The following is a 22,956-nucleotide window of genomic DNA, read 5'->3' as shown; positions in this document are numbered from 1 at the left end:
GAGGCTTGCGATGCCACGCGTGGCTCGTCATCGGTGCACCATGAGGCGTGTGATCGCCGTTCGCGGGCGCGCCATTCAGAACGCTCCCACGAACGTTGAAGTTGCGGGCGCCTCATCGAGGCGAGGGCCGCGAGCGCGCCGCACTACGCTTGAGCTTCGCCGCCGGCAAGGCGGCAAGCGAAGAGCTAGGGCTCGAACAAATCCGCGATCGATCTCCTCGAACGGAACGTCAATTGATCATCTCGAGTGCGAGCGCGATGCCCTGGCCGCCGCCGATGCACATAGTGACAATCCCGCGCCTGAGGCCGTCGCGACGCATCGAATGTATGAGGCGGGTTGTCAGCACCGCGCCGGTGGCGCCGATTGGATGCCCGTGGGCGATCGCGCCGCCTTCGATATTGACGATGTCGGGCGAAAGCCCGAGCTCGCGCGTGACGGCAATGACAATCGCGGCGAAGGCCTCGTTGATCTCGATGCGCTCGACATCGCCGAGCCTCCACCCCGCCCGGTCGAGCGCCTGACGGACGGCCGGGATCGGCCCGAGGCCGAACATGCTGGGCTCGACAGCGGCAATGCCATAGGAGACGAGTCGCGCGACGGGCGCGAGGCCGCGCGCTTCCGCCCAGTCTCGGTCGGCGAGGACGATGGCGGCCGCGCCGCTGTTCACGCCGGGCGCATTGCCCGCGGTAATCGTCCCGTCCTTGCGGAATGCCGGCCTCAGCGCGGCGAGCGCCTCGAGCGTCGTCTGCGGCCGATTGTGCTCATCCTTGTCGAATATCGTCGCGCCCTTGCGGCCGGGAAGCTCGACCGGAACGATCTCGTCCTTGAATTTTCCCGCTTCCTGCGCCGCCGAGAAGCGCTGCTGCGAGCGAAGCGCCCATTCGTCCTGCGCCGGGCGGCTGATCTGGAATTTCCCGGCGAGATCCTCGGTATGCCAGCCTGAGTGCTCATCCGAAAATGCGTCGTTGAGGCCATCGCGCAGCATGCTGTCGTAGAGCTGTCCGTCGCCCATCCGATGGCCCCACCGTGCGCGCGCAACGAGGTAGGGGGCAAGATCCATGTTCTCCATGCCGCCGGCGACCGCGACGTCGACCGAGCCCAAGATGATCTCCTGCGCCGCGGAGACGATGGCCTGCGCGCCCGAGCCGCAGACACGGTTCACAGTCATCGCCGGCACAGACACCGGCAGACCGCCATGGATCGCCGCCTGCCGCGCCGGATTCATCTTGGTGCCGGCCTGGATAACATTACCCATGGCCACGGTGCCGACCTCGTCGGGCTTGAGACCGGCGCGCTCGATCGCCGCTTTGATGGCGGCGGCACCGAGATTGGGGGCCGCGATTTCTTTGAGGCTTCCACCGAAGGTCCCGATCGCCGTTCGGGCGGGGTTTGCGAAGATGACTGAGCGTGGTGACGTCATGTTGAGATCTCCATTGCCGATGAATGCCAGGATGCGGGGAAGGGGCTAAGAACGACCCGAGCCGGTTACCTTTATTTGGCATATGCAAGTATTGGAGATGTTTGCATATGCATCTATTGTCAACGTGAGTGTTGGCATGAGGGCGGATGGCAGCCATGATTGGGAAGCAAAGCATCAGCAGGAGCCGGCGACGTCGTCGCGTTATCACCTCGACGGTGGCCGAACGGCCGGCCACGAGCGCAACATGGTCGGGCGCATGATCGAGCGGGACACGCACTGGACATCCGGCGCGACGAGAACGTCGTCGGCGCATCTCACCCGCGTCAACCCGCGCAAGTGCGCGTTCGCGAATGTCTTCAGAGATGCTGCTCCCCGCTCCTCAGCATAGAGTTTGAATCAGAAAAAACCCCAATGGGCATCCTCCATTTCGGTAAAAGAACAACTTGCTCTAGACGTTAAGAAAGCGCACGCCGCTTGAATGACCTTTGCGCAAAGTCGGAAAAAGTCCTGCATAGCAGGATTAAGAGAACGCCGACGAGGAGACGGAGTGACGCCCGCTACTATCGACGATCCGTTGCACGGCGCTCATACCGCCAATACTGCCACAGTCTGCCCCCCTGCATGCGCAAATCTTGAAATCCTGAAAAATGTGCATATGCTTGCGTTCGGGCGACTTCCGCAAATTGAGGACAAAAAATGAGGCATCGTCGTCATAAAAAGGATTGGCCGGCCAAAGTCGAGGCCAGTCAATGCAATTGCACGTCGTTGCGAAAAGCGTCTCGGCGTGTGTCGCAGCTCTACGATGCCATTCTTGCGCCGTGCGGACTGCGCACCACGCAGCGGGCAATCCTGAACCACATCTCGCGCGCGGGGGCCCCCTCGGTCGGTGAGCTGGCTGCCGATCTGGTGATGGATCGCGGCGCGCTGGCGCACAATCTAAAACCGCTCGAACGCGACGGATTTGTGCGGCAGGATGTTGATCCGCGCGACCGTCGGAATCGTGTCATTAGCCTGACCGAGGAAGGGCGCTCCAAGTTACGGGAGTCGGAGCGGCTCTGGGCTCGCGCACAAAAGAAATTCGACAAAGCGTATGGGTCTGCAGCGTCCGCAGCCCTGCGCGAGGCGCTTGCTCTTGTTGCTTCCGACAAGTTCATGGCCAGCTTCGAGGGCGCAGTTTAGACGCGCACAGTCAAGATACAATGCGAGGTGGTGCCCCCTGCCTGCATCGATTGCGGAAGCCAGCGTCTTGATCAGCCAGATCGAACCCCTGCCTTACCCAAAGATTGACTGTACGCTGCTAGAGTGTTTTTGACCGTGGGATCATTGCCGTAGACGTCGTCACCGACTTCGGCATTGGCCATCGCTTTACGCATTTCGGGGGTAGCGGCCGCATGTATCTGTACGCACAAATCATAGTCCAAGCTCCCTTATTGCGTGCAAAACGAACTGGTCGATGCGAACGGGACGGGAACGCCGTTCCGGCGTCCCCTGCGCTCTGATCAACCCTGCCCCTCATCGGTTCGGCTCTGCGCGCCTTGACTCCCATTACTAGCATATGCATGTATTTTACAGAAAAGCAAGCATATGCACTTGTTTTCGGACGCGGCGCCTAGCGTCGCGCTGAAAAGGCCAGCAGAATCAGGAGAAAAGATATGCCTCTCGTTCGAATCGATGTCCGTAAAGGCAAGGATGCAGCCTACCGCCAGAAGATCGGTCGCATCGTCTATGACGCGCTTGTCAGCGTCGGCGTTCCGGAAAAAGACCGCTTCCAAATCATTGCTGAGCACGAAGCTGACGGTTTCCAGTTCGATGCCGAATATCTCGGCATCCAGCGCAGTGCAGATCTCGTGATTATCCAGATCACCTGGAATGAAGGCCGGACAACGGCGCAAAAGCAAGCGCTCTACAAGGCCGTCGCCGATGGCCTTCACGCAACTGTCGGACTCCGGCGCGAGGACGTCTTGATCAACCTCATCGAGGTCAAGAAGGAGAACTGGTCCTTCGGCAATGGTATCGCTACGTACGCGGCCTAAAAGCAGAGACATCCGATGCATCGAACCGCCTCTCCGCTCGGTAGCTCGCGCGCAGACCACCGCCATGCGTTGCTCGTGCTGATCTGCACTTCAGCGCCTTCTTTCATGATACAGCTCGACGCGAACATCGTCTCGGTGTCGCTACCGGCAATAGCCCGTTCTTTGGGCGCGAGCTTTGCCGGGATCGAGTGGGTGATCACGGCCTATATACTGAGCTTTGCGTCGCTCTTACTGCCGGCTGGAGCACTGGCGGACCGCTTCGGTCGCAAGAGGCTGCTGATCCTTGGCCTGTCGGTATTCACCTTCGCATCGTTTCTCTGCGGGTCCGCACCGAATCTTACAGTCCTCATCATCGCCCGCGCGCTACAGGGTGTAGGCGCCGCCATGCAACTCAGTGCGGCACTCGCGACCCTCTCGCATGTGTTCCAGGGAGAAGCCCGTGCGCGGGCTTTTTCCTTTTGGGGATCAGTGGTCGGGATCGGCGCCGCCTTGGGCCCTATCGTGGGGGGCCTCATCACCCAAAATTTCGGGTGGGAATGGGCCTTCTATATCAATCTTCCTATCGGCGCGGCTTTAATCGCGTTGATCATCCGTGTCATCGAGTCTTCCAGGGATCCCGACGCCATGCAGCTCGATCTGCCCGGCGTGGCCTGTTTCGGTGGCGGGCTTTTCCTGACGACGCTCGCGCTTATCGGAGGCAACCACCGCGGCTGGACCGATCCATGGATCCTTGGCGAAGGCGTGGGCGCGGTGATTCTCTTCGTCCTTTTCATTCTCGTCGAGCGCAACCAGGCCCGCCCGATGCTTGACCTCTCCTACTTCCGCAAGCCGACCTACATCGGCGCCAACCTGGCACAGTTCTCCTTTTCGGCCGGAGTGCTGACAATGCTGACCTTCATTCCGATCTTTCTTCAAAGCGGCCTCGGTTACGCCTCTGCGAGCTCAGGACTAATGATGCTTCCGATGGTTATTCCAATGTTCCTCGTGCCGCACCTCGTCACGCATTTTCTCGCGCACCGGTTTTCCGGTCGAGATCTTCTGACCGCCGGCTTGTCGTTGGTTTGCCTCGGCCTCTTCGCGCTTGCGCTGGCTGTACGGGACGTAGCGTATGGCCCATTGATCGGTGGGATGGTGATTGCTGGGGTCGGAGCAGGCCTGCTCAATGGTGAAACGACCAAGGTCGGAATGACGGTCATTCCAAAGGAGCGCTCTGGGATGGCCTCGGGCATTTCGGGCACGGTGCGTTTCACTGGCCTCGTCGTCGGTATCGCCGCGTTGGGAGCTGTACTTTACAGTCGCGTCACCTTGGCCGTGGCTGAGGCGCTTCCCAAGGTCTCTTCTGCCGATCGAGCCACCCTTGTCCAAGACATAACGGCGGGCAATCTTTCCGGGGCGACTCTTGCCGGTCACGACGCCTTGAGTTTCAGGGCACTCGCCACGGTGAGCTTTGCAAGCGGCTATCACGCCCTCTTTTTAGCTGGCGCACTGTTCATGCTGATTTCGACAATTCTGACTTGGCGCTTGGTGAGCCCGGCCGAGACGCCGCCGATCCCGGCTTCATCAGCGCGGCCACAGTCAAAACCCCAGTAAGTCCAGCGAGACCCCTATGACAGATCGGAGTGTGTTAGCGGCAGAAGGCAGTGCGGCCGTCAGATCGCAGGTGACGCTGGCGAACGCAGCCCGAGCCGCGGGCCCTCCGTTGCTGTTCGGTTTCAGGCTGTGGGCCTCCGTTTGTCTTGCCCTCTTCGTTGCGTTTTGGCTAGAGCTCGACAATCCCTATTGGGCGGGCGCCTCCGCAGCGATCGTATGTCAACCATATCTTGGGGCGTCGCTGCGCAAGTCACGCTACCGCATCATCGGCACTCTCGTGGGAGCTACGATGATCGTCGTGCTGACGGCTTGGTCTCCCCAGAACCGCATCGGCTTTCTCGTCGGACTTGCGCTGTGGGGCGGGGCTTGCGCCTTTGCTGCCACCCTGTTCCGCAACTTCGCCTCCTACGCGGCGGCGCTTGCTGGGTACACCGCGGCGATAATAGGGGCCGGCACACTCGGCGCAACAGGTGGCGCGAGCAGCGAGGTGTTCATGCTGGCCGTTATCCGCGCCAGCGAAATCTGGATCGGCATCCTTTGCGCTGGCGCCATCCTCGCCCTGACTGATTTCGGCGGCGCTGCGGAACGGCTTGCGGGAAAGTTCGCGGCCGTATCAACCGAGATCGCGGCTCGATTCGGGGCCACTTTGAGACTTGTCGGATCGGATTCCGGGGATGCGCAGCAGCCGGCCAGACGAGAACTCATTCGACAGGTCACCGCGCTTAAGTCGATGATCGACGAGGCGACCGGAGAATTCTCAACAATTCGCTATCACTCGCCCGTTCTGCGGGGCGCTATCGACGGGCTGTTTGCCTCGCTCGCTGCCTGGCGCAGTATTGCAGCGCGACTCATTAAAATGCCGCCTGAGGTCGCTGACGATGAAGGCAATGCCGTTCTAAGCCGCATTCCAGAAGAAATGCGTTCCGCGCTGTCGGCAGGCCAGGCGACATTCTGGATAGCCGATCCCATCGCCTCGCGCCGCCGTTGCGAGGCAGCAGTTCGGACGCTCATTGCCATGCCGACCAGCACAGCCTCCCTGCGGCTGCTTGCCGATCAGCCGCAAATGTTCTAGTGGGGTTTGCAGCGGTGCTCGAGGCGACGGCTTTGCTGGTTGCCGAGCCAGCGCGCCCGCGTTCTCGCCGTCGCGGCTTCAAACTCTATGTTCCCGATTGGCTGCCTTCCCTCGTCAGTGCCGGCCGCGCATTCGTAGCGATCGGAGCGGCCGAGCTATTCTGGGTCCTCACCGCCTGGCCAGACGGCGGCTCGGCAATCGTCTTCGTCGCAGTTGCGGTTCTGTTGCTTTCGCCCCAAGCCGAACTGGCTTACGCTGACGCCATCGCATTCATGTTCGGTGCAACGGCGGGTATTGCTATCGCAGCGGCGATCAAGTTCGCCCTGCTGCCTAGGCTCGAGTCATTCCCTGCCTTCTGCATAGCCTTGGCTGCTTTTCTGATACCGGTCGGCACTGCGATGGCCGCAATTCGGCAGCATCCCTCTTTGGTCATATGCACCATTATCTCTGTGACCGTGCTCCAGCCTACGAACGAGATGAGCTACGACACAGCGCAATTCTACAACTCTGCACTAGGACTCTTCGTGGGCTTTGCGGCGGCGCCTCTGTCGTTTCTACTTATTCCACCGCTATCTCCGTCCTTCCGAACCAAGCGGCTCCTTAATTTAACGTTGCGCGATCTGCGTCGCCTTGCGATGAACCGTCTTTCAGCAAGCGCTGACGACTGGCAGGGCCACACATTCAGCCGGCTCGCTGCATTGCCGGAACAGGCCGAGTCCTTGGAGCGGATGCAGCTTTTGGCGGCGCAGCTTGTGGGCACTGAGACTATCCATCTTGGTCATGACACGGCAGCGCTCGATTTGCCACTGCAGTTCGATGCCGCGCTGAAGGCACTTGCGGAAGGAAATTGCGCCGCCGCAATTGCTCAACTCACCCGGCTGGATCATCACCTGGCCTCAACTGAAGAGGTCGACAGTCAGCTCGCCTCACGTGCGCGCGGCCGCATCCTTGCCATCTGCGACGCCCTCGCCGACCACCGCGCATACTTCGATACAGGAGCGTCCGCTTGAAGTTTTTCGAAATCAACCTGTTCGGCGTCTATGTTGCGCCCATGTCGATCCTGATGCTGGCAGCCTGGCTGGCGACACTTGCGTTGCTGAGGGTGGCCGGGCGATTCGGGTTGCTGCGTCATGTCTGGCACCCGCCGCTGTTCGTCATTGCCTTGTACATGATCGCGCTGTCGTCGATGGTAATTGTCATCTCACACTGGGCTTAACATGTCAGACGTGGAAGCAAAATCAGGGGCACTCAATAGCGTCGACGTTCACGGCAACGCGCAGCGGTGGCGCGTCAAAATCGTTTCGGTGTTCATTACGCTCGCCGCAGTTGGCATTGCCATCGTCCTAGGCCGCGCGATGTGGGACGCGTATATGGTTGGACCTTGGACGCGCGACAGCGTGGTCCGCGCCTATGTCGTCACGATGGCGCCAGAGGTATCAGGGCGTATTGTGGAGATGCCAGTGCCCGACAATCAGTTCGTGCACAAGGGCGATGTGCTGATGGTCATTGACCCGACCGACTACCAGATCGCTCTCGACCTTGCAGAAGCAGGCGTGCTGCAGGCCAAGGCTACCGCCGAAAATGCACAGACCATGGCGGAGCGCCGGCGCAAGCTGAGCGACCTAGCGGTGACCGTCGAAGACAGGCAAACCCACGACGCGATCGCATTGGCAACCCAGGCGCAACATCGACAGGCTGTTGCCCAATTGGATCGGGCGAAAGTCAATCTGCAGCGTACCGAGATCCACTCGCCGGTGAATGGATGGGTAACCAATCTCCTTGCGCAGCAAGGAGATTATGCCAACGTGGGACAGAGCGTAATTTCTGTCGTTGATGCCGATTCCTATTGGGTGGACGCCTATTTCGAGGAAACGCAACTTGCATCCATCCGCGACGGCGATCCCGTCAAGATCAAGTTGATGGGAAATACCCAGATCATTACCGGCGAGGTCGTTGGCATCGCGCGTGGCATCAACGTCTCAAACGCGCAACCCAACCAGCAAGGTCTTGCCACGGTCAACCCGATCTTCACCTGGGTGCGCTTGGCGCAGCGCGTGCCGGTGCGCATACGGCTTAGATGCGTGCCTGACGGCGTACGCCTGGTCGCTGGCTTGACTGCAACGGTGCAGGTTAACCCGCGTTCTCGACCTTCTAAGTAATGAAATAGATGGACCGAGATGCAAGCTCCTCGCGAAGATGGCGGAGATTACAATGAGACAACGGCTTCTGGGTTCGGTGTTGCATGCCGGCGCAGCTCTGGATCTCTTTGCGACGGAACAACATGAATGGGGCACGACGGAAATTGCCGAAGCCTTGGCGCTTCCCAAATCCTCCGCGCACGCGCTCTTGGCTTCTCTCACCGAGATCGGTTTGCTTGAACGGACGCCGGATCGCCGCTTCCGTCTTGGACACAAGCTGCTCGGATTCGGCGAAACCGTGCTGGCAGAGAGCGAGATTTTCAACACCATGCGCGACATGTTGAACGAGCTGATGCAGCGGTTGGGCCGGTCGGTCTATCTGGCGGTTCACGACGGTCAGCATGTGGTCTACATCAACCGCATGCAGGGCCCGAGTTCCGTGCCGGCGTCTCTTGGCAGCGCCGGGCCGACACTACCGATGCACGCGAGTGCCGCCGGGAAGATCCTGCTTGCAAACGCGCCAGAGGCGCAAGTGAAGCGGATTCTGGATAGCCGCAGGCTCGAACGGTTGACCCGAAGAACCATTACCAGCGAGGGCGATCTGGTCGCCGAACTGAAAGCGGTGCGGCAGCAGGGATACGCGTTGAGTGAGGGCGAATATGTCGCCGAGCTCTATTGTGTTGCCGCACCAATTCATAACCGCGATACCGAGGTTGTCGCGGCAATCGGGATCGGTGCTACGGCCGCAGATTTCGAGATGAATAGGGAGAAAATGGTTCGCGAAGTTATGCGTGCCGCTTATCTCGCCTCGCGCGAGCAAGGCTGGCGGCCCAGTCGGACCGCCTGAGTTGAGCGGCGGCAGAGCTAGATCGTGTTGACGGGATAATCTGGCGCACGGCCTTCCAAAACCGCGCGGATCTGTTCCGCTGCCTTGCGCTGGAGTTCAACGAGCGCCTGCTCCGAGTAGAACGCCAGATGGGGTGTAACAACGAGGTTGGGCACTTCACCAATCGGCGAGGAACGCGCTGCGGGTGGTTCAGTTTCGAGGACGTCGAGGCCGGCACCGCCGAGAGTCCCACCGCGGAGTGCCGTGACGACCGCCTCGTAATCGACTAGCCCGCCGCGCGACGTATTGACCAGCACAGCGCCAGTTCGCATGGTTGCCAGCCGCTCAGCATTGACCATGTGCCGGGTCTTCGAGGTCAGCGGCGCATGAAGCGAGACCACGTCAGACTCTTTGAACAGAGTATCGAGGTCGGCGGGGCGAGCGCCTCCAGTCCGAACCGCTTCGTCGGACAGAAACGGATCGGAGACGATAATTTCGTAGCCAAGCGCCGTTGCACGATGGGCAAGCGCCCGGGCGATGCGGCCGAACCCGACCAAGCCGAGTGTTTGACCACGTTGGCGGTGAAGCGGTCGAAGCAATTTCACGTTCCAGCCACCGCCGCGGGTCTGATCCAGACCGCGGATGATGCCGCGCGTCAATGCCAGGATCAGCGCCAAGCCGTGATCGGCAACCTCCTCGATACAATAATCCGGGACGTTCGTGACCTGGATGCCGCGCGAGGTCGCGACTTCCAAGGGGATCGTGTCAACCCCGATGCCATAGCGCGCTATGATCCGGCAGTTCTTCATGGCCTCGACGATGTCGGCGGAGAGCGGCCGGTAGCAGTTCAGTACCGCGTCCGCATCCCGAGCCAATTCCAACAGCTCGGCATCTTTGACTGAACCGGCTTCCCGTAGCGTACCGATGCCCTCGAGGACTGCATTTTCGGGATCGAGGTTCGGAAAAACATGGTCGGTAACTAGAACCGTCTTCATGAACGAGCTTCCTCCGTGGTGAGCATGTTGGTCAGGACGCCAAGGCCGGCAATGTCGATCGCGACTTCGTCGCCCGGCTTCAGCCAAATCGGTGTCTTGTGACCCATCAGGACGCCTTCCGGCGTACCGGTGATGATGACATCGCCTGGCTTCAGCGTGGCGTGCCGGCTGAGGAAAGCGATGATCTCGGCAACGCTGAAGATCATGTCGCTTGTCGACGAGGACTGGCGGATTTCGCCATTGACCCGGCACTGGATTCCGAGAGCTTGCGGGTCCGGGATGTCGTCGGTCGTCGCGAGAAATGGGCCTAGCGGCAGAAACCCGTCGAACATCTTGCCGATCATCCACTGGCTAGTGGCGAGTTGCGTGCCGCGAGCGGAGAGATCGTTGGCGCAGCAATATCCCGCGACGGAGTCCAACGCTCGATCGACCGATACGTCACGTGCCTCGCGGCCGATTATCACCCCCAGTTCGGCTTCGTAGTCATACTTGAAGTCGACGGTCGGGAGGGCGATGTGGTTGCCGGAGGCGCTCAGGCTATTCGCGAACTTTCCGAAGATCACCGGCGTCGTGGGGATCGGCATGTTGGCCTCGACTGCATGACGGCGATAGTTGAGCCCAACGCAGATGATCTTCTCAGGCGCCACGACGACCGGGGCAAGGCGCAAGCTCTCAATCGGGACGAGCGGACTGGCTGGCGCCCCGATCTTCGCGGCGAGCGCAGAGATATCGCTGAGGGCAACAGGCGCGGGTCCCTGCCAAAGGTCCGAGGCTGCTAGATCCTCGACGCCGCCTTCACGAACGACACCAGCCTGGATGCCTTCTGAACCATGAAAATTGACAAGTTTCATGGCTTCACCCGCCCCATCCGCGAAGGAACTCGCGCAGTTCTTGATTCACGCGTTCCGGCTGTTCTTCTTGGGGGAGATGTCCACACTCGGGGATGGCGACGCCGCGCACGTTGCTCGCGAACCCCTTCCAGACTTCCAATACATCGAAGGTTTTGCCGACGAGCTCAAAGTCGGAGCCCCAAATCGCCAGCACTGGGCAGTCGATCAGATCGTCCTGATCCTCGATGTCCTGCTTCAAATCAACCGGCCCCGCACGATAATCGTTGAACGCGCCCCGCAGGGCACCCGGCTGGGAGTAGGCGCGGACATACTCGGCGACGGCGGTCTCCTCGATCGCACCGGGGTTGTAGCACCAGGTGCTGTAGAAATGACGGAGGAAGATTTCCTCTCGCCCCTGGATCAGCGCTTCGGGCAGATGCGGGACCTGTTGGAAGTAGAAGAACCAATAGAGCTTAGCGAGCTTCGCGTCCGTCGCATTGAAGACAACGCGGGTCGGGATGTTGTCCAGCACTGCCAGGCGATCGACCATGCCCCGGTGATCTTTGGCGAAACGCGTCGCGACCCGAGCGCCACGATCGTGGCCGACGAGTGCGATCCGCTCATAGCCGAGATGAACCGCGACCTGCCGGATGTCTTCCGCCATGGTCCGCTTATCGTAGCCGACGTCGGGCTTGTCGGTGTCGCCATACCCGCGCAGATCGGGCATGATTACGTGGTAATCGCGGGCTAGATCGGGCCACTGCTTCCGCCACGCGTACCAGGTCTCGGGGTAGCCATGAAGCAGGACGACGGGTGCGCCCTCTCCAACTTCTGCGACATGCATTCGGATCCCATTAACGGCAATGGTATGGCGCCTTAGAGTCGGTGTCATCTCGGTACTCACCTTATGAAAAGGGGTCGGAACATGGACGGAACACCTCGCTTCGAAGAGGACTTATTGCCACTCAACCGCAACTGCACCCTGCAAGCGCTTGACCAGTCCCAACCGAAGTCTCAGTCCCAGAACTCGCCGTCCTGCGGCAGCTTCGCGAAATCGCTGGCGTCGTGGCAGAGGAAAATTGGTACGCCGCTCCGCTCTAACTGTTTCATACGCATCCGCGTCATCGACATAGCGCTCGTGCTCCAGTCCCAAGGCATCGGAACTAAGTTGTCGAACCCGTCGCGCTGGTGACCAGTATCGGCAGCCATACAGATGCGTCCTCGGTTCGGCAGGTTGACGATCAGAACCTGATGGCCGGGAGCGTGACCGGACGTCTTCAGCAGACGCAGGGTGCCGTCCTCAAACAGGTCGAAGTCACCATCGATTTCGAGAATGTTGAGCTTCCGGATATCTCGGAAGTCGTTCTGGCAATAGACCGGGCTGGTCCAGGTGTCCGGCCACATAGCGTAGCGGATCTCATCGCGTTGAACGACGTGGACGGCGTCAGGAAAATACGACATGCCGCCGGCATGATCGAGGTGCAGGTGCGAATAGAGCACGTAGCGCACGTCCTTTGGCTTGATTCCCAACTTCTCCAATTGGGCGTCAATAGCGTGCTCACGCTTGAATGCGTGCGGACCAAAGCCGCTGGCGACGTTTGCGCCCCAATAGGCGTCTCGCCGGTCCGGATCCGCAACCACGCCGCTGATGCCCGTATCCCACAGCACAACGCCATAGGTCGGATGGACAATCACGGCCGCGGTCGTGGGAATTTCTAGGCGGCCTGGTGCGAATGCGACCAGGAGGTTGGCGTCCACGCTGAGCGGTCCAACGTTCATCGCGCTTATTCGAAGACCAGTCATATTCCCTCCGAAGTTGTCGGCGCTGGCGATGCGCGAAGCATCTGCCGTTTCGAGCTTGGGGTGCGCCGCCCGGACCTTTCACGGAGAGGGCGGCAGGCTTGTCGGTAAGGGCTCGAGAGCCTTCCTACGATGCATTGACGGGGCCGGTCTCACCGATGTTCGGCATTGCCGAACATCGGTGAAATAAAATCCGCTCTTCAGTTTTCAAAGTCGGTTGCGCCAGAGAATGGATGTATCGGCGATCACCTTATCGTCGTTACGCAGAAGTCATCTTCGGAAAGCGACGCGGCTCGCGGCCTTCCAGCACGTCGCGCGCGCGAGCGGCATCGACATAGAGGCGCGTGCATATGATGCGCCCGTTGTGTGCCTTGAACAGGAACATGTGCTCGTTCTCCGTGAGGATATTGTCCCGAGACAGCGCCTTGGTCACGACGAGGGCGAGGACATAGTTGCGGTCCTGCAGGATGTCGTGAGCGTCGTAGTAGTATTGCCACTTGTCCGCGACATGCTTCCAAAGGCGAGAAACTCCGCCTTGCCTTCATATCGGCCGCCATATGGCAAGAATCAGAGAAGTCGAACACGACGTCCTCGCTGAGGAGCCGGACCAACTCAGACCGATCGTTCTTCTCGAAGCCAGTGAAAGCCAGCCGACAAGCGGCAATGATCTCTGGATTGTCCTTCCCATCGCCGACCTCGCGGCCTTCGCTATGTGACGGATCGAACCTGTTTTAGCGGCAGGTTGACAGCGGAGTCGCGGCGGTGTTCGGCTATGCCGAACGCCTACAAAATGTTGAGAAGCATTGCCAGATTTTCATTGCGAGGGAGGGTGCATCACGCGAGCGTTCGCCCTGGCAACTACCCAACACATCGGTGCCCAACCGACATCTTGCATATGGTCGACGACGGGACGAAGCGACGTCTTACACAACGACATCACGCGGTGTTGAAACAACGTGAGCGCACGATCTCTTTAAACAGCGGTTGGTTTCTCCATGTGCGTGAAGAAGCCAACCCCGTCGGCTTCGCGACCCCCTATGGTGCGAGCAACCATCTCGCACGACCTGATGTAATAGAATCGGAGTCTATGATGATGAAGAGCAATCTTTCGGTCGCGTCCTTGCTGGCGCTTGTGGTGACCACAACCTTCACCGTTCCCGCCGTTGCAAGAGAAGCCCATGCCGGCGCGGCGAGAGACGCTTATACCGCAGCCGGCGCAGTCGGTCGCGCGGTCCTGGCTCCGCCGTGGAGCGCCGCCTGTATGACCGACCATGGTCCGAGCGAGTGCGGCGAACCCATGTGGGTCTATGGCAGCCCTGCAAGGGCGCACGATAAATGATTGCGCCTGAGCAAGAACAATAGCCGCGGCGCATTGGTCTTTCGTGCCGCGCGTGGTTTGTGCACCCCAACGACACTCGACGGTTGAGGCCGCGTCGGCGCCGACGCCGAGTGCCTGATCAAGCCACCGGATAATCTCGTCGCCAACACGCAAGCGCTGACCTTGAGCGACCGTCCGGAATTGCGGATCGACCGATCCGCCATCGTCTCCACGGGCGAAATGGCAAACGCCTCGGGCGGGTGGCCCGCGGATATGATGAATCGACAACAGGGGCGATTGCAGAGCGGGCCGGCGTCAGCATTGGAACGCTCTGCCAGTATTTTCCCAACAAGGAGTCCCTCGTCGAGGCCCTGTTTCAGGCGCACGCCGCAGACTTGCTTTCAGACGTGGACCAAGCGCTCGCCCGCAGCGCTGATCTTCCGCTAGAGGAGAGCGTGCTCGCCCTCGTTCGGGCCGGCCTCGATGCACACCGAGTGAATCCGGAACTCCACTAGGTCCTGGTCGACGGGCGTTGCGAAGCGACACACAAATTGAGACGGGCTCGGTCATCGCCTATTCGCCAGCGAAGATCGTCAAACGCCATTGCGAGACCTGGCGTGGCTTCAAGGTCGAGACGGTCCAGGTGAAGCGGCGCACGCCTTTCGAATATCGCTTCAGATCTCCCCGCCATCTCCTCATTGCTGCGGAGCTTTCGGAGCGAGAGCAGGAGAAACTCTGCTTGAGGGGCTGCCCCGGTCGAACCAACGCATCCTTTCACATAAACTTACCTTCGTCCCCGCAGGACATAACCTTCGCGGATCGCAGCAACCGCGTGCGTTCGCACGTACGGTTCAGATTTACATCGATCCGCAGGGGCCCCTTGCCGATCCAGAACTGCGGTTCTCCGAGATTGAATTCAAGCCACGGCTGTTCTTCTATGACCGGAACCTGTGGGAGACCGCTCTCAAGCTCAAGGCCCAGGTTGAAAATCGCAGCTTGATGCATCGGCAGTATGGGGAGGCATTGGGGATTTTGCTTGCGCACGAACTCGTTCGCATCAATGGCAATGCCGATCCGCTTAGCACACCGGCGGATCGAGGCGGTTTGGCGGCTTGGCAGCAAAGGCGACTGGCCGAATACATAGAGGAGCATGTCTCTGACGACATTCCGCTCGCGGCCCTTGCGCAGCTGGTGCAGCTAAGCCCCTACCATCTCTGCAGATCTTTCAAGCGGTCCTTCGGCGTGCCGCCGCGCAAATATCATGCAACGCGCCGCATCGAACGAGCGAAGCAGCTGTTGGCCAAGCGCGAGCTGTCGATCACCGCGATAGCGCTCGCTGTTGGATTCAGCGAAACCAGTACATTTACGGCAGCCTTTCATCGGCTGACCGGACAGGCGCCAAGCCGATACCGCCGTGATCTCGATTGAAGGATCGATCGCGGCAGGACCTCGAGACGGCAGGTCTGGCCACCGAACATCCTCCCGATTCCTGCCACGTCGTTTGGTGCGATCTCGATGGCACAAGCGTAACTTGCTCCCATTGTGCCGTTTGTTGCGGTTAGGCTGGCGCTCCATAACCGAGGGGGTGGACGCCCCCGACGGCATCCATTGTGCCAAGGTAGTGGTGTCGAAACCGCTACGAAGGGGACGTCCATGGAAGAGATTAGCATCATCGGGTTGGACCTGGCCAAGAACGTGTTTCAGGCGCACGGCGCGACGGCGGATGGATCGGTAGTTTTCCGGCGGAAACTCACGCGTGGACAAGTTCTGAGATTCTTCGCGTCTCAGCCAAGCTGCATCGTGGCAATGGAAGCCTGCGCGGGAGCGCACCATTGGGCGCGTGCGATCGGAGCGCTGGGTCATCAGGTCCGGCTGGTCGCGCCAGGGTATGTAAAGCCGTTCGTGAAGCGGCAGAAGAACGATACGGCCGATGCCGAGGCAATTGTGGAGGCGGCTTTGCGACCGACCATGCGCTTCGTCGCACCGAAGACCGAAGCACAGCAGGCTGCCGCGATGGCGTTCCGGACACGGGATTTGCTGGTGAGGCAGCGTACTCAGACAATCAATGCCCTGCGTGGTCATCTAGCCGAATACGGTGTCGTGGCTCGGGCAGGCCCTGTCCACATCGGTCGCTTGATCGCGGTGATCGAGGGAGAAAGCGGTATACTTCCGGGACCCGTGGTCAAACTGGCAGGCATGTTGGTGAAGCAGATCATGACATTGAGTGAAGAGATTGAGGTGCTGGAGAAAGAACTCCGGGCGCGTGCCTCCAGTGACGAAACCATAGTGCGACTGATGACGATTCCTGGAATTGGTGCCGTCACGGCAGCGGCCATGACGACATTCGCACCACCAGCTGAGACCTTCACCAAGGGTCGTGACTTCGCTGCCTGGATTGGCCTTACACCGCGCCAACATTCGACCGGGGGCAAAGAGCGGCTCGGCAGGACCTCGAAGATGGGGCAGCGCGATCTTCGCCGCTTGCTCATCATTGGCGCGGTCGCCGTAGTTCGCTGGGCGGTACGACGCGGCGCACCGAAAGGCTCCTGGCTGGGGCGGATGATGGCAAAAAAGCCGCGCATGCTGGTAGCCGTCGCCTTAGCCAACCGCATGGCGCGCGTTGCGTGGGCGCTTATGGCAAAGGGCGGAATTTATAGGGATCCGGCGGTCGCAGCCACATAGAGCAACGATCGACGGGTTGACGTTGAAGGTGGAAGCAGGGCGAAAGGACACGTAAGGGCAAATGGTCACGAGACCGGATCGGGCAAACCAGCATTATGAGCGAAGCGCCTTCGAGCGCGCATAACCGAAATGGTCCCGGTCTGCATATCTCCATACGGGCCCGCGGCGTGGATGAAGCCGCATCATGAGGCCGGACACACGACCGCACCTGACCACATGCCTGGACGCGACCGGAAAAAACTGCTTGCATCTTGCGGGGCGTCCACACACGCTCATTCTGCGACAGAACACTGGCGACGATGGGCCTCGAGCATCTTGTTGAGGCGAAAGCCGTAGAGAACCGCTGAGCTTTTCAAATTCGACTGAGCCCAAGCAGCGAACGGTGACAACGACGGGCGCGCGATACTCGCAGCCTCCACCACCTTGATAAACGGGACAGAACGCCGCCTACGTTCGAAGGAGCGCAATCGCGCAGATTGGCGTAGTACGCTGCGCTACGCGCGAGTGACCCAATGCACACCAAATTGCGACATCAATCGCCTGCTTACGCCTCAAAACCAGATCGGTACTGCATTTGGTACTGCACGCCGAGCGACGACTATTGTTAAGTATTGATCCTACTTCGCTGTTCGAGATGTCCCGGTCCAATCCATCATGGGGGCCACTGAAAAGCGATAGTCTTGCGATTTCAATCGTTTACCGTATTTTCTTTCGTATTCGCCTCGTTATACTATTTCCGCGAAAATAGTATAGCCGCCGGGCGCGCGCGATCGCCAAGCCGTCCATAACGGCGGCAATATGCTCCCACAGAGAACTGCTGGCCATATAAAGCCAACTCCTCAGAAACGTCGCTGGGCGCATCGCCATTCTCCCTTAATCCACCAAAAAACCGCGATGCATCTGCGAGGAATCATTCGCTGCGCAATGACGTCATTATGGAGGAACGGCAATCGAAAGAGCGGTGTCGATTAGTAGTGAATCGGATTTAGACACCCCTATCCGATCGGACTTCTTCTCGATCTGACCAAATTAGCGCGTAACCAAATGCGGATTGCGGTCGCCCCGATCAATGAGCGCTATTTCCGGAACAAGCGCGTTTATGTCGGCGCGATTCCCGGCTTTGAGGCGTCCCACCAAACTGCAACAGGTCACGCTCAACGCGCCCGTCAAGCGCGTGCTTCTGGGCGAAGGCCGGCAGCTCTATCTCATCGCATCGCTGGAACCCGAAGATCCTCTGGCTCTTGTGGTTGCCCGGCGCACCGATCTGATCGTGGCCGATCCGGCCACTTACGCGCAGTTACATCCTGTGCGTGAGCTCCGCGAATTTCATCAAAGTCTCTCTCCAACATTTCCGGTATGGTCGCTTGAGGACTTAGCTTCCGACGCTGGCTTCGAATACGGCCCGCTGAGCTGCCGTTAGATGCAGCCCATGCTTGGTTCGCCGCTCCAGAAAATCGGCCGCGCTCCTGGCCCATTCCGTTTCTCGAAGGTAAGACGCCTCGCGTTCGTAGAAGTCTCCGCCGAAATGGCATCCAAGATCGGCGCAGGAACGGGCTGAACCCAGCAGTTCCTGCGCGCGCGTGCCATACAGACGCGCGCAGTGATGGACCAGCGTCTGCGGGAGGCCGGCATAGTCGCGGGCCAGATCCGCGGCGAAATCATCAAATGTGCCGGGAATATCGCCGCCAGGCAGCGGCTTATGCGCAGTCCACGCCGGCGACATCTTCGGAAACCAGGGTCCCAGGCGCTGTAACGCATGTTCCGCCAGCCTGCGATAGGTGGTGATCTTGCCGCCGAAGATCGAAAGCAGCGGCGGAAGCTCCGGCGCGCCGTCGATCTCGAAGACATAGTCCCGCGTCACGGCGGACGGATTCTCCGAATTGTCGTCATAGAGCGGCCGAACACCGGAGAAAGCATGAACGATGTCGCGATCCTGCGGTGCGTTTCGAAAGTAGCGGCGTAGCACCTGCAGCAAATACGTGACCTCGGCGTCATCAATCGCCACTTCCTCCGCGCACCCATCATAGGGAATGTCGGTCGTGCCGATCAGAGCAAGATTGTCTTCATACGGATTGACGAAGATGACGCGGCGATCGTCGTTCTGCAGCAGGTAGGCATGCGGCCCGCTCCAGAATTTCGGCACCACTATATGGCTGCCTTTGACAAGCCGCGCATTGTGAGCGGAATTCAGGCCGGCTACTCCCTGCACGACGTCCTGCACCCAGGGTCCCGCCGCATTGACGAGCACGCCGGCTTGCACGGCCTGCGCGCCGCCGTCCTCGCCCTGCATCTCGAGCCGCCATCTGTCCCCTTCCCTGCATGCGCGTACGGCGCGGGTACGCGGCAATACCCGGGCGCCGTTACGCGCGGCATCGACGAGATTGAGGATCACGAGCCGCGCATCATCGACCCAGCAATCGGAATATTCGAAGGCGCGCCGGAACTCAGGCCGCAGCGGCATCCCTTCGGGAACTCGCGAGAGGTCGAGGCTGCGGCTTGGCGGCAGTCGCTTGCGGCCGCCGAGATGATCGTAGAGGAACAGCCCGGCCCGAACCAGCCATGCGGGGCGCTGCTCCGGCGAATGCGGGAGAACGAACCGAAGCGGCCAGATGATATGAGGAGCGGAGGCCAGCAGAACTTCCCGCTCGATCAAGGCCTCGCGCACCAGCCGGAACTCGTAATATTCGAGATAACGCAAGCCACCATGCACGAGCTTGCCCGAGCGCGACGATGTGCCTTCTGCGAAATCGCCTTTCTCGCAAAGCAGGACTTTCAGCCCGCGACCAGCAGCATCGCGCGCGATGCCAGCCCCATTTATTCCGCCGCCGATGATGGCGATGTCGACCAGCCCGTGATCCCTGCCCGTGACCGGCGCAGTGTCCGTCATCGTTTCCTGCTGCGCTTCTTCTCTGCCCGGCGCGGCGCGGCCTTGGCCGATGCGCGCGCCTTCGTCGTTGGCTTGGGCTGCGAGGTCTGCGGACCGTAGGTCGAAAATCCTTTCGCCGTTTCCGCGATTTCCTCCTCGCTGAGGGTGCAGGCAGAGCCGAGGGCGAGCGAAAGGTAATATTGCCGCGCGATCGTCTCGAGTTCGACAGCGAGCCACATGGCTTTGTCCAGATTGGCCCCCAGCGCGATCATGCCATGATTGGCCAGCAAGCAGCCGTTGCGGCCCTCCAGCGCCGCGATTGCAAGCTCCGACAATTCCTTGGTGCCGTAGCGCGCGTAGCCCGCGCAGCGGATGTCAGTCCCGCCAAACGCCGCCATCATGTAATGGCAGGCCGGGATCGACTTGCGCGCAATGGCGAGTACGGTGGCATAGGTAGAATGGGTGTGGACGATGCCGCCAACATCCGGGCGGGCACGCATGATGTCGAGATGGAAGCGCCATTCGGTCGACGGCTGCAGCGGCCCGGTCCATTCTCCGTACGCGCCCTCGAGCGGCATCGACGCAATCATCTCCGGCTTCATGGCGTCATACGGCGTCGCTGACGGCGTGATCAGCATCCTGTCCTTATAGCGGGCGGAGATGTTGCCGGAGGTGCCCTGATTGAGACCCGACGCGTTCATCCATCGGCACTTGGCGATGATCGCCTCGCGCAATTGTCGTTCCTCACGGGTCATGTCGTGATCCCTTCTTCAGCACGGATTGAGCGGCGGCTCGCCCGCGAGAAAGCGGCGAACCTCTTCGGCCGCCTGATCGGCGGCGATGGTGACAGTGCGCACGGAAGCGCCGGCGATGTGAGGCGTCAGCGTGACGTTTGGCAGTCGCAGCAGCGGCCAGTCGGGCGGCACCGGCTCAACAGCGAAAGTGTCGAGCATGGCACCGCCGAGCTGGCCGGACGCCAGCGCATCGTAAAGCGCCTGATAATCGACCAGCGGACCGCGCGCGCTATTGATCAGAAACGCGCCCTTCTTCAGCCGCGCGAGCGCCTCGCGGCCGATGAATCCGGTAGTCTCACGCGTCACCCGCGCGTGCAGGCTGATGACGTCGGCGCGCGCCAGCAATTGCTCAAGCGCGACAAGTTCGACGCCATCGTCGCGGTCCGCCGCGCTGAGCTGGACATAAGGATCGGCCACCAGGAGCTTGCAGCCGAAAGCCTTGAGCAGTTTCACCACGCGGCTGCCGATCGCACCATAACCTATGATCCCGACGGTCATTTCGCCGAGCTCGCGCCCCGCGCGATCGGCCCGATAGAGATCGCCGCGCCATTCGCCCGCCCGCAGCGCCTCATGGCCGCTGCGGATGAGCCGCGTCTCGGCGAGTATGGCGCCGATCGTGAATTCGGCCACCGCACTGGCGTTGCGACCGGGCGTATTGACGACCAGCACGTTGTGATCGCGTGCCGCTTTCATATCGATATTGACCGGGCCTCCGCGCGAGACCGCGATGAATTTGAGCTTCGGCAGCCGCTCGAGCATCGACCGCGAGATCGGCGCCAGATGAGTGACGAGAAGCGTGGCGTCGCCGATGAAATCAGCGATCTCATCGGGATGGCCCATGAACTCCTTCAACCCATCGAGCGTCGAGCCCGCGTAGCCGTGCTCCATCGGCTCGTCCGGCCAGGGTTGCTCCAGCGTGCGGATATTGACGCCGTTGCCGCAGGCAGCCGCGATCCGCTCGGCAAAGACCGACGGCAGCATGAAGCGATCCCCGACGATGGCGATCGAACTAGACATGGTCGCCTCCCGCGCGCAGCGCAGCAAGCCGCTTCCAGATCGGCCGCGATGCAAGGCGCGCATCGAGATAGGCCGGGAACATCTGCGCATAGCGCCTCGCCAGCGCGGCATCCGGCTTCTGCGGCGCGTTGAGATGCGGCCTCACCCAATCGTCGGCGCAGGCGGTCATGTCCGGATAGAAGCCGATCGCCACGGCCGCGATCATCGCCGCCCCCGCAGCCCCTGCCTCGCCGCGGCTGCAGACCTGGATATCGCAGTCCAGCGCGGCACCGAGGATGGCGCCAAGGGCGCGGCTGCGCGCCGCGCCGCCGGTGATCCGCACGTCGCGCGGCAGAGCGCCCATGGCGGCGTAGCAATCGCGCGCTGCGAAAGCGAGCCCCTCCATCACCGCCCGCATCAGGTCCCGGTAGCGATGGCGCGAGCGCAAGCCGAAGAATTGCGCGCAAGCGTCGTGGGCCACGAACGGACCGCGCTCGCCGGCATCGGAGATGAAAGGATGAAACAGCACCTCACCCGGCTTCGCCTGCAGCACTTCCTCGTCAAGCCGGCCGATCAGGTCGCCTCTCGACCGGGTTACGCCCTCGACGGCAAGGAGGTCCAGCGCCAGATCGAGCAACCAGTCGATGTTCAGCGTGGCCGCCATGTTGGATTGCATCTGAGCGTAATGGCCGGGCACCGGGAATGCCATGGTGTAGCCGGTCGCCTCGGTGTTCAGCGTCACCGCGTCCGCGTTTCGAACAAGCCGCATATGCATCCCGGTCGAACCGACGATGGTGCAGCCGACCTCCGGATCCGGGTCATAGAGCCCCGCGCCAAGCGCCGTGCAGATCACGTCGACATAACCGAGACAAACCGGCACACCTTCGGGCAGGCCTGTCTCCGCCGCGGCGGCAGCGTTGAGCGGATGCGTCACGGAAGCACCGTCAACAACCTCGGGAAGCAGTTTGACCAGATCGGCAATGCCGATCAGTCGCGCCGTTTCGGTGTCAAAACAACGTTTTCGGAAGTCGCCGCACGAGAATGTCGCCTCTGACGGGTCTGTTGCGCGCTTGCCGGTAAGCAGGAAGTAGAGCCAGTCCTTGCAGTGAAAGGCCGTCGTGGCCCGCGACAGGATCTCGGGAGCGTGCGTGTGCAGCCAGGCCAATTGCGGCCCCTGCTGGCAGGCGTTGAGCCCGGAGCCGGTACGCCGATAAAGAGGCGCGTTGCGCTCGCTGCCGCGGATCGCCTCGACCAGCGCGGCCGCACGCGAGTCGAGCCAGAGCAGCGCCGGTCCGACTGGCCGGCCGTCGCTGTCAACGAGCCACGTGCCGTCGCCCTGCCCGGTGACCGCGATGGCAGCTGCGCGCGCGGCAAGATCAGGTACCTTCGTTGCAAGCCCGCAAAGCGCCGCAACGGTATCATTCCAGGTGCGCGACATGTCCTGCTCGACGCGACCGCCGGGCAACGTGCTGTAGGTATTCGGCAGGCAGAAGTCGCCGAGCTGCCGGCCATCCCGCGTGAACGCCACGGTCTTGATCAACGAAGTGCCGGCATCGATGCCGATGATCACGTCTCGGCTGCGCGTGGAGGCCATTG

22 protein-coding genes and 2 pseudogenes are annotated in these 22,956 nt (G+C 61.0%); 13 read left to right on the top strand and 11 right to left on the bottom strand.

Going from position 1 to position 22,956, the window contains the following annotated elements; genetic code table 11:
* Positions 1–229: 229 nt before the first annotated feature.
* Positions 230–1,420 (bottom strand): thiolase family protein, encoded by a 1,191-nt coding sequence (locus tag V1283_RS10370; protein ID WP_334386369.1) that lies wholly within the window; start codon positions 1,418–1,420, stop codon positions 230–232.
* Between the two features lie 136 nt (positions 1,421–1,556).
* Between V1283_RS10370 and V1283_RS10365 the strand changes: the two genes are divergently transcribed.
* A complete protein-coding gene (locus tag V1283_RS10365; RefSeq protein WP_334386368.1) occupies positions 1,557–1,808 on the top strand; it encodes a hypothetical protein in 252 nt (83 codons plus the stop codon).
* 398 nt (positions 1,809–2,206) lie between these two features.
* Complete coding sequence (locus tag V1283_RS10360; RefSeq protein ID WP_334386366.1) at positions 2,207–2,599, top strand: MarR family winged helix-turn-helix transcriptional regulator; 393 nt, start codon at positions 2,207–2,209, stop codon at positions 2,597–2,599.
* A gap of 71 nt (positions 2,600–2,670) precedes the next feature.
* Here the strand turns inward: V1283_RS10360 and V1283_RS10355 are convergent, their stop codons facing one another.
* On the bottom strand, positions 2,671–2,829 hold the full coding sequence (locus tag V1283_RS10355; RefSeq protein WP_442895852.1) for a beta-eliminating lyase-related protein: 159 nt from the start codon (positions 2,827–2,829) through the stop codon (positions 2,671–2,673).
* 243 nt (positions 2,830–3,072) lie between these two features.
* On the opposite strand from V1283_RS10355, the gene V1283_RS10350 reads away from it, so the two are divergent.
* The 6 genes and pseudogenes from V1283_RS10350 (at position 3,073) to V1283_RS10325 (ending at position 9,100) form a co-directional block, all read left to right on the top strand.
* Positions 3,073–3,453 carry a tautomerase family protein gene (locus tag V1283_RS10350; RefSeq protein ID WP_334386364.1) on the top strand — a complete coding sequence of 127 codons (381 nt, stop codon included), beginning with the start codon at positions 3,073–3,075 and terminating at the stop codon, positions 3,451–3,453.
* 15 nt (positions 3,454–3,468) lie between these two features.
* Positions 3,469–5,043 carry an MFS transporter gene (locus V1283_RS10345; protein WP_334386363.1) on the top strand — a complete coding sequence of 525 codons (1,575 nt, stop codon included), beginning with the start codon at positions 3,469–3,471 and terminating at the stop codon, positions 5,041–5,043.
* 16 nt (positions 5,044–5,059) lie between these two features.
* A pseudogene (locus V1283_RS10340) lies at positions 5,060–7,125 on the top strand (FUSC family protein).
* On the top strand, positions 7,122–7,331 hold the full coding sequence (locus V1283_RS10335) for a DUF1656 domain-containing protein (protein ID WP_334386362.1): 210 nt from the start codon (positions 7,122–7,124) through the stop codon (positions 7,329–7,331). Before V1283_RS10340 ends, V1283_RS10335 begins: the two are co-directional and overlap by 4 nt.
* 1 nt (position 7,332) lies before the next feature.
* Entirely contained in the window at positions 7,333–8,274 is a 942-nt protein-coding gene (locus V1283_RS10330) for an HlyD family secretion protein (RefSeq protein ID WP_334386361.1), read from the top strand.
* A gap of 79 nt (positions 8,275–8,353) precedes the next feature.
* Positions 8,354–9,100 (top strand): IclR family transcriptional regulator, encoded by a 747-nt coding sequence (locus V1283_RS10325; protein WP_334386360.1) that lies wholly within the window; start codon positions 8,354–8,356, stop codon positions 9,098–9,100.
* 17 nt (positions 9,101–9,117) lie between these two features.
* On the opposite strand, the gene V1283_RS10320 is transcribed toward V1283_RS10325, so the two are convergent.
* The 5 genes from V1283_RS10320 to V1283_RS10300 form a co-directional block, all read right to left on the bottom strand.
* Positions 9,118–10,074 carry a C-terminal binding protein gene (locus tag V1283_RS10320; protein WP_334386358.1) on the bottom strand — a complete coding sequence of 319 codons (957 nt, stop codon included), beginning with the start codon at positions 10,072–10,074 and terminating at the stop codon, positions 9,118–9,120.
* On the bottom strand, positions 10,071–10,925 hold the full coding sequence (locus tag V1283_RS10315; RefSeq protein ID WP_334386356.1) for a fumarylacetoacetate hydrolase family protein: 855 nt from the start codon (positions 10,923–10,925) through the stop codon (positions 10,071–10,073). The genes V1283_RS10320 and V1283_RS10315 overlap by 4 nt, the downstream gene beginning before the upstream one ends.
* A gap of 4 nt (positions 10,926–10,929) precedes the next feature.
* Complete coding sequence (locus V1283_RS10310; RefSeq protein WP_334386354.1) at positions 10,930–11,748, bottom strand: alpha/beta fold hydrolase; 819 nt, start codon at positions 11,746–11,748, stop codon at positions 10,930–10,932.
* A 170-nt stretch (positions 11,749–11,918) separates the two neighbouring features.
* A complete protein-coding gene (locus V1283_RS10305) occupies positions 11,919–12,683 on the bottom strand; it encodes an N-acyl homoserine lactonase family protein (protein WP_334386352.1) in 765 nt (254 codons plus the stop codon).
* Positions 12,684–12,963: 280 nt separating this feature from the next.
* Positions 12,964–13,089, bottom strand: a complete 126-nt coding sequence (locus V1283_RS10300) for a hypothetical protein (protein WP_334386351.1) — start codon at positions 13,087–13,089, stop codon at positions 12,964–12,966.
* Positions 13,090–13,476: 387 nt separating this feature from the next.
* Here V1283_RS10300 and V1283_RS10295 point away from each other — a divergent pair, with 387 nt between their 5' ends.
* The 5 genes and pseudogenes from V1283_RS10295 to V1283_RS10280 form a co-directional block, all read left to right on the top strand.
* Positions 13,477–14,043 (top strand): hypothetical protein, encoded by a 567-nt coding sequence (locus V1283_RS10295; protein ID WP_334386350.1) that lies wholly within the window; start codon positions 13,477–13,479, stop codon positions 14,041–14,043.
* 239 nt (positions 14,044–14,282) lie between these two features.
* Positions 14,283–14,537: a TetR/AcrR family transcriptional regulator gene (locus V1283_RS44615; protein WP_442895719.1), complete on the top strand. Its 255-nt coding sequence runs from the start codon at positions 14,283–14,285 to the stop codon at positions 14,535–14,537.
* 88 nt (positions 14,538–14,625) lie between these two features.
* Positions 14,626–15,450, top strand: coding sequence for an AraC family transcriptional regulator (locus V1283_RS10290; RefSeq protein ID WP_334386348.1), 825 nt, complete (start codon positions 14,626–14,628; stop codon positions 15,448–15,450).
* Between the two features lie 225 nt (positions 15,451–15,675).
* Positions 15,676–16,704, top strand: coding sequence for an IS110 family transposase (locus V1283_RS10285; protein ID WP_334386347.1), 1,029 nt, complete (start codon positions 15,676–15,678; stop codon positions 16,702–16,704).
* A gap of 1,147 nt (positions 16,705–17,851) precedes the next feature.
* Positions 17,852–18,001: pseudogene (locus tag V1283_RS10280) on the top strand (ABC transporter substrate-binding protein); the annotation flags it as partial.
* Between the two features lie 75 nt (positions 18,002–18,076).
* Here V1283_RS10280 and V1283_RS10275 read toward each other — a convergent pair.
* Genes V1283_RS10275 through V1283_RS10260 form a run of 4 tightly spaced genes read right to left on the bottom strand, consistent with a single transcriptional unit; the run spans position 18,077 to position 22,954 of the window.
* On the bottom strand, positions 18,077–19,591 hold the full coding sequence (locus tag V1283_RS10275) for a glycerol-3-phosphate dehydrogenase (protein ID WP_334386346.1): 1,515 nt from the start codon (positions 19,589–19,591) through the stop codon (positions 18,077–18,079).
* Complete coding sequence (locus tag V1283_RS10270; RefSeq protein ID WP_334386345.1) at positions 19,588–20,325, bottom strand: class II aldolase/adducin family protein; 738 nt, start codon at positions 20,323–20,325, stop codon at positions 19,588–19,590. The genes V1283_RS10275 and V1283_RS10270 overlap by 4 nt, the downstream gene beginning before the upstream one ends.
* Positions 20,326–20,340: 15 nt before the next feature.
* On the bottom strand, positions 20,341–21,381 hold the full coding sequence (locus tag V1283_RS10265) for a 2-hydroxyacid dehydrogenase (protein WP_334386344.1): 1,041 nt from the start codon (positions 21,379–21,381) through the stop codon (positions 20,341–20,343).
* Positions 21,374–22,954 carry an FGGY-family carbohydrate kinase gene (locus V1283_RS10260; protein WP_334386343.1) on the bottom strand — a complete coding sequence of 527 codons (1,581 nt, stop codon included), beginning with the start codon at positions 22,952–22,954 and terminating at the stop codon, positions 21,374–21,376. The genes V1283_RS10265 and V1283_RS10260 overlap by 8 nt, the downstream gene beginning before the upstream one ends.
* Between the last annotated feature and the right edge of the window lie 2 nt (positions 22,955–22,956).

The sequence above is a fragment of the Bradyrhizobium sp. AZCC 2262 genome (assembly GCF_036924535.1).
GTDB lineage: Bacteria > Pseudomonadota > Alphaproteobacteria > Rhizobiales > Xanthobacteraceae > Bradyrhizobium.
The sequence above is the reverse complement of the archived record's forward strand: the minus strand, read 5'-3'. Positions and strand labels throughout refer to the sequence as shown.